A 543-nucleotide genomic window follows, 5' to 3' on the forward strand; every position below is an offset into this window, starting at 1 on the left:
GCGTCCACTCGTCCTGGACGGAGAGCAGGTTGCCGTCGTAGCGGTCGAGTCCGCCGATGCCGGGGGCCTTGGCGACGAGGACGATGCGGCCGCGCACCTCACCGAGAGTGGGGATGCGGCCGGGGACGCGGTGGAACCAGCGCGCGAAGCCGTGGTCGCGCAGGTACACGTCGTGGAAGATGCGGGCGAACTCGGTGTCGGGCGCGTCGGAGTGCTCCTTCTGCACGGACATGAGGATCGTCTCGCCGGGGTTGGCGGTGAGGAACGCGCGGCAGTCGGTCAACACGTCGTGGAAGTTGCGGCGCTGGTAGATCGCGCCGTGGTGGATGGTGAACGCGCCGTCGAACGGCCGGCAGCGGATGTCGAGATAGCGGACGCCGCGCGCCAACTGCTCGGAGAGGGGGAGGGACTGGCACTTCGCGGTGTCGAAGGGGCCGCCGATCAGGGCGCAGGTGTTGTGGGTGCCGGGCATGGTGAGGTCGTCGAGGGTGCGGGCGGAGGGGAGCCCGGTCATCCAGCGGTGGCCGGGCGGCGGGGCGGCGC

1 protein-coding gene is annotated in these 543 nt (G+C 71.3%); it reads right to left on the reverse strand.

Going from position 1 to position 543, the window contains the following annotated elements; translation table 11 throughout:
- The coding region (locus GL263_RS27715; RefSeq protein WP_182858464.1) for a phosphatidylinositol-specific phospholipase C domain-containing protein at window positions 1-514 on the reverse strand (514 nt) is incomplete at its 3' end.
- Window positions 515-543: the final 29 nt, after the last annotated feature.

It is taken from the genome of Streptomyces durbertensis, from assembly GCF_014156695.1.
Lineage (GTDB): Bacteria > Actinomycetota > Actinomycetes > Streptomycetales > Streptomycetaceae > Streptomyces > Streptomyces durbertensis.